This window comes from Arthrobacter sp. Y3223164, assembly GCF_059091005.1.
Genome location: NZ_JBNHGF010000219.1, coordinates 1 through 4,840 on the forward strand (window position 1 = coordinate 1; position 4,840 = coordinate 4,840).

At 67.8% G+C, this 4,840-nt stretch carries 6 protein-coding genes; 4 read left to right on the forward strand and 2 right to left on the reverse strand.

All coding sequences use genetic code 11. The features are described from left to right. From AC5RUJ_RS11180 to AC5RUJ_RS11190, 3 genes are all read left to right on the forward strand, one after another. On the forward strand, window positions 1–535 hold a 535-nt coding region (locus AC5RUJ_RS11180; RefSeq protein ID WP_494155871.1), incomplete at its 5' end, for a type II secretion system F family protein. A 30-nt stretch (window positions 536–565) separates the two neighbouring features. Next, the gene (locus AC5RUJ_RS11185; RefSeq protein ID WP_494129109.1) at window positions 566–1,447 is read left to right on the forward strand and encodes a type II secretion system F family protein; all 882 of its coding nucleotides are present in this window, start codon (window positions 566–568) and stop codon (window positions 1,445–1,447) included. Window positions 1,448–1,628: 181 nt separating this feature from the next. Continuing rightward, the gene (locus tag AC5RUJ_RS11190; protein ID WP_494155872.1) at window positions 1,629–2,057 is read left to right on the forward strand and encodes an Hpt domain-containing protein; all 429 of its coding nucleotides are present in this window, start codon (window positions 1,629–1,631) and stop codon (window positions 2,055–2,057) included. On the opposite strand, the gene AC5RUJ_RS11195 is transcribed toward AC5RUJ_RS11190, so the two are convergent. Then, window positions 2,008–2,778 carry a response regulator transcription factor gene (locus tag AC5RUJ_RS11195; protein ID WP_494001565.1) on the reverse strand — a complete coding sequence of 257 codons (771 nt, stop codon included), beginning with the start codon at window positions 2,776–2,778 and terminating at the stop codon, window positions 2,008–2,010. The two genes, AC5RUJ_RS11190 and AC5RUJ_RS11195, sit on opposite strands and share 50 nt — an antisense overlap. 215 nt (window positions 2,779–2,993) lie before the next feature. Here AC5RUJ_RS11195 and AC5RUJ_RS11200 point away from each other — a divergent pair, with 215 nt between their 5' ends. Next, a complete protein-coding gene (locus tag AC5RUJ_RS11200) occupies window positions 2,994–3,623 on the forward strand; it encodes a prepilin peptidase (protein ID WP_494155873.1) in 630 nt (209 codons plus the stop codon). Between the two features lie 8 nt (window positions 3,624–3,631). Here the strand turns inward: AC5RUJ_RS11200 and galK are convergent, their stop codons facing one another. Continuing rightward, the gene (gene galK / locus AC5RUJ_RS11205; RefSeq protein WP_494001567.1) at window positions 3,632–4,837 is read right to left on the reverse strand and encodes a galactokinase; all 1,206 of its coding nucleotides are present in this window, start codon (window positions 4,835–4,837) and stop codon (window positions 3,632–3,634) included. Window positions 4,838–4,840 lie beyond the last annotated feature (3 nt).

Genomic DNA, 4,840 nt, shown 5'->3' on the forward strand with positions numbered 1-4,840 from the left:
GGCCTTCGCCGACCAGCTCGACGACACGCTCCAGCTGCTGGCCAGCGGCCTGCGTGCCGGCCACAGCCTGCTGCGCGCCGTGGACGCGGTTTCGGCAGAATCGGCGGCACCGACGTCCGAAGAGCTGCGTCGGGTGGTCAACGAAACGCGGCTGGGCCGAGACCTCGGCGAATCGCTGCACGATACTGCCGACAGGATGGGCAGCGAAGACTTCCACTGGGTCGCCCAGGCCATCGACATCCACCGCGAGGTAGGTGGCAACCTGGCCGAGGTCCTGGACCAAGTGGGCCAGACGATCAGGGAGCGCTCCCAGATCCGGGGCCAGGTCAAGGCGCTCAGCGCCGAAGGACGGATCTCCGCCCTGGTCCTGATGATCCTGCCCTTTGGCCTCAGCGGGTTCCTGTTCGTGTCCAGCCCCGGCTACCTGGACAGTTTCACCCAGAGCCCGCTGGGTTTCTCCCTGCTGTTCGTGGCCGGAGCACTGCTTGTCGCGGGCGGGCTGTGGATGCGCAAAGTCGTCAGCTTTAAGTTCTAAGTTCAGCACCGTAAGTAAAGGAGTCCGCCGATGCCGCTGACTGTCATGGTGGCTGCCGCAGCCCTGGTGCTGTCGCTCCCGCTGTTTGCCTGGTCCCTACTGGGCGGCAAGCATCCCCAGCACGAGGCCATCCGGGCGAATCTGTCCCGTGGCCTGGCCGGGCCGCGCGCGGTCAAACGTAAGCGCGGGCGCCGATTCGAGGCGCTGGCCAGCCGGTTCACGCCGGCAACCTTTGCCCAGCGTTTGGAACGCCAGCTGGCGCTGGCCGGACGTCCCGAGGCCTGGCCGCTGAAGCGGCTCATGGCCGCCAAGATCGTACTTGCCGTGGCAGGCATTGTAGTCGGGCTCCTGTACGTCGCAGCCGCATCCAAGGGGTCCAGCGTCCTACTGGCCATCGTCATCGCCGTCGTCGCCTACTGCCTCCCTGATCTTCTGCTGCACAGCGCGGGCCAGAAACGCCAGGCAACGATTAGCGAGGAACTGCCGGACACGTTGGACCAAATGACCATCGCCGTGGAGGCCGGCCTGGGCTTTGACGCGGCGGTCGCCCGGGTAGGAGCGAACGGTTCCGGTCCGCTGGCCGCCGAACTGATCCGCGTCCTGCAGGACATGCAGGTGGGCCGCTCGCGCCGCGAGGCCTACGACTCGCTGGCCGGCAGGACCACCTCCAAGGACCTGCAGCAGTTCGTTCGCGCCGTCATCCAGGCGGACGCCTACGGCGTTTCCGTCTCCGGCGTGCTCCGCACGCAGGCGGCCGAAATGCGCGTCAAGCGGCGCCAGCGCGCCGAGGAAAAGGCCATGCAGATCCCGGTCAAGGTAGTCTTCCCGCTGATGTTCTGCATACTCCCGGTGCTTTTTATCGCGCTGCTCGGCCCTGCGGCACTGAACATCATCGCCACGCTGGGCGGCTGACGAGGACCGGCAGGCACGTCGGCATCCTCAGCAATCCCGCAACATTGGCCAAAGAAACCGGAAAACCGGCAGACCCGCTCGACATCGGAAAGTAGTCTCGAATCATGCCCATCCCATCCACCCACTGTGCACCGAACGGGCTGGCCCCGGCCGGGACCCGCCGCGTGCGGCGGCTGCCATGATGGCCGCTGACCAGCACCACGTCCTGCCGCTGGTTGACCCAGCGGTAGTGGAAGACCTTGGCGACGGTTTGGCCGACCACGGCATCGCCCGCGGCTTGGTCCAGGACTTTTCCGAGGCATGGCCGGAACGGTTCAGCTGCCTGGAGACCGCGTTGGACAGCCAGGACCGGACCGATTCCCTGGACGCAGCACTCAGCCTGAAGACCGCCTCGATGATGGTGGGTGCCAGCCGACTGGCCTGGCTGGCCGGCGAGGTGGAGGCTCATATTCGTGCGGCGGATTTCGCAGAGGCAGCCGCCCTGCTTGGTCTCATCCAGCAGTGCGGTGCGGCCACGGTGAGCGAAATGCAGGGCGTGAGGGCCGAGCCAGGAGCACCCGCTACACCTGGCGATCCGGCGCCAGCCGATAACCGATTCCCCGCACCGTAACGAGCCAGCGCGGGCGGTGCGGATCTTCCTTCAGTTTGCGCCGCAGATTGCCCACGTGGACTTCGATCGCCCGCTCATCGGCTTCGCTGATATAGGCGTCCTCGGGGTAATAGTCCCCGCGCACTACCTTGACCAGCTCCGCCTTCGAGCGGACCGCCCCCGAACTGCGCAGCATCTCCTGGAGCACGTTGAACTCGCTCCTGGTCAGCCGCAATTCCTCACCCTCGCGCGACGCCGTACGGCGATCGGAATCGAGGACGAGCCCATTGTGCTCGAGGATTCTGCTGTCGGCGGGCGGGGCCGCCGGCAGCGGCGGTGCGTTGGCCGGGATGGCTTCCAGCGGATGGGGGGTGCGGGGCCGGCGCATCATCGCATGGATCCTGGCCCGCAGCTCGCGGGGACGGAACGGTTTGGTCATATAGTCGTCTGCGCCAAGCTGCAACGCCGTGAGCGTGTCGAGTTCTTCGTTCCTGCTGGTGAGCATCACGATGTAGCAGTTGCTGAACTGGCGGATCCGCCGGAGCACTTCGAAGCCGTCGATGTCCGGCAGCGAGATGTCCAGGGTGACGACGGTGGTGATCCGTTGCCGCACCGCATGGATCCCTTCCCGCCCGCTCGCGGCCGCCTGCACGTCGAATCCTGATTGCAGGAGGACGGCGCTCACAAGATTGCGGATGTCCACGTCGTCTTCAATCACTACGGCCGCACCCGGGTCACTCATTCTGCATCTCCTCCCTGCACGGTCCGCGTCGGGCTGCCCGAAGGCCATCCGGGCCTCTGCAGAAGCCCGATTCTCTGATACTCCTAGAGGTTAATCGATTCTTTCTACTGTGAGCCTATGTCGGGCAGTGATGTGATGAAAGGGTGACCAACGATCCACGGAGCCGAGGGACCTAAAGGAACAAGGGCTGTGGCCTGTGAGCGGGTCCGGTGACCGTGCTGTTACCCCTCCTGCTTGCCGCGCTCGGAGCCCTGGCCGGCTGGTGCGTCTTTGCACTCGCCCACCGGGAGGACCGCACGGTACTTCCTGCCGCGTGGCGCTGGCCGATGGCGGCCGCAACGGGCATCCTCTGCGGCCTCCTGGCTCCGGCCCGGGAAGCCGCAGAGCTTCCCGCCTTCGGCCTTCTCGCCGTCCTGGGCGTGCTGCTGGCCGCGATTGACCTGCGGCATAAGTTGCTGCCGAATCGCGTGGTCCTTCCGTTCCTGGGGACGGCAGTGGCACTGCTGCTCCTGCCTGCCTTGACGGGCTCCGCGTGGCAGCCGGTCATGGCCGGGCTGCTCGGCTCGCTGGCGATGTTTGCCGTCTACCTGCTGGCGGCTTTAATCAAGCCCGGCGGCATCGGCATGGGAGACGTGAAGCTTGCTGCCGTCGTGGGCCTGTATGCCGGCTACGACGGCGTAGCGGCCTGGGTGGCCGTGCTGCTGGTGGCGTTCCTGCTAAACGCGGCGGCCATTATCCTGCTCATGCTGGCCCGCGTGCTTAAGCGGGATTCGGACATCCCATTTGGCCCGTCCATGATCACCGCCACGCTCGTGGTCGCGCTGGCCGGCCCGCTGCCCGGATAGCCCCGGGCTTACAACAGCCGGCGGGCAGCGTCCGCGGAAGTGACGGTGAACATTTCCGGTTGCCGGAAGCCGCGCGAAGCGAACGCCCGCAAGACCGCATCCCGCACCGCATCCACCTCGTTTGCCGGGACCAGGGCGACGGCGGAACCGCCGAATCCCCCGCCGGTCATGCGGGCACCCAGGGCGCCGTTCGCCTGAGCGGTCTCTACAGCCAGGTCCAGCTCCGGACAGGAAATTTCGAAGTCATCGCGCATGGAAGCGTGGCTGGCGTCCAGCAACCGGCCGACGGCCGCGGGCCCCTCGGAGCGCAGCAATTCCACGGTCTCCACCACGCGCGCGTTCTCGGTAACGATATGCCGGGCGCGGCGGAAGGTCTCATCGTCGAGCAGCCGTTGAGCTTCCGGCAGCCGGTCGAGCGGTACGTCGCGCAGCAGCGGCACGCCCAGGGCTTCCGCGGCCCGGTTGCAGGAGTCGCGGCGGCTGGCATAGTCGCCGGTGGCATGGGCGTGCGAAACCTTGGTGTCCATGACCAGGCAGGCCAGGCCCGCAGCCTCGAGGTCCAGCGGCACCAGTTCCACGGCTTCGCTGCGGCAGTCCAGAAACACCGCGGACCCGGCCGCCCCGAACAGGGAGGCGTACTGGTCCATGATGCCGGTGGGCGCGCCGACCACCTCGTTCTCCGCGCGCCGTCCGGCGGCAGCCAGCCCGGCCCGATCCAATCCCGCGAGCTCCGGCCCCGCCCTATCCGGCCCCGCATCCGCCCGCCGCCCTCCCACCAGTTCGGCCAGGCCGAGGGCTACCGCGCATTCCAGCGCGGCCGACGAGGACAAGCCGGCGCCGACCGGAACGTCCGAATCCACCAGCAGGTCGAAGCCGGGCAGGCGTACCCCCGCCTGCCCCAGCGCCCAGGCCACGCCCAGCGGGTACGCCGACCAACCGGAAACCGAGCCGGGGCCAAGATCGTCCAGCCCGATCTCCACCGCCTCGGCGCCCGGCAGCGCCGAGGCCACCCGAACGGTGCGGTCGCCGCGCACGGCGAGCGCCGCCGTCGTGATCTTGTCGATGGCGAACGGCAGCACGAAGCCGCCGTTGTAATCGGTGTGTTCGCCGATCAGATTGGCCCGTCCCGGTCCTGCCCAGACCCCGTCCGGGCGGCGCCCGAACCGTGCGGCGAAGGCGTCGGCGGTGCGTGCGGCCAAAGCTTCGGCGGTCACGGG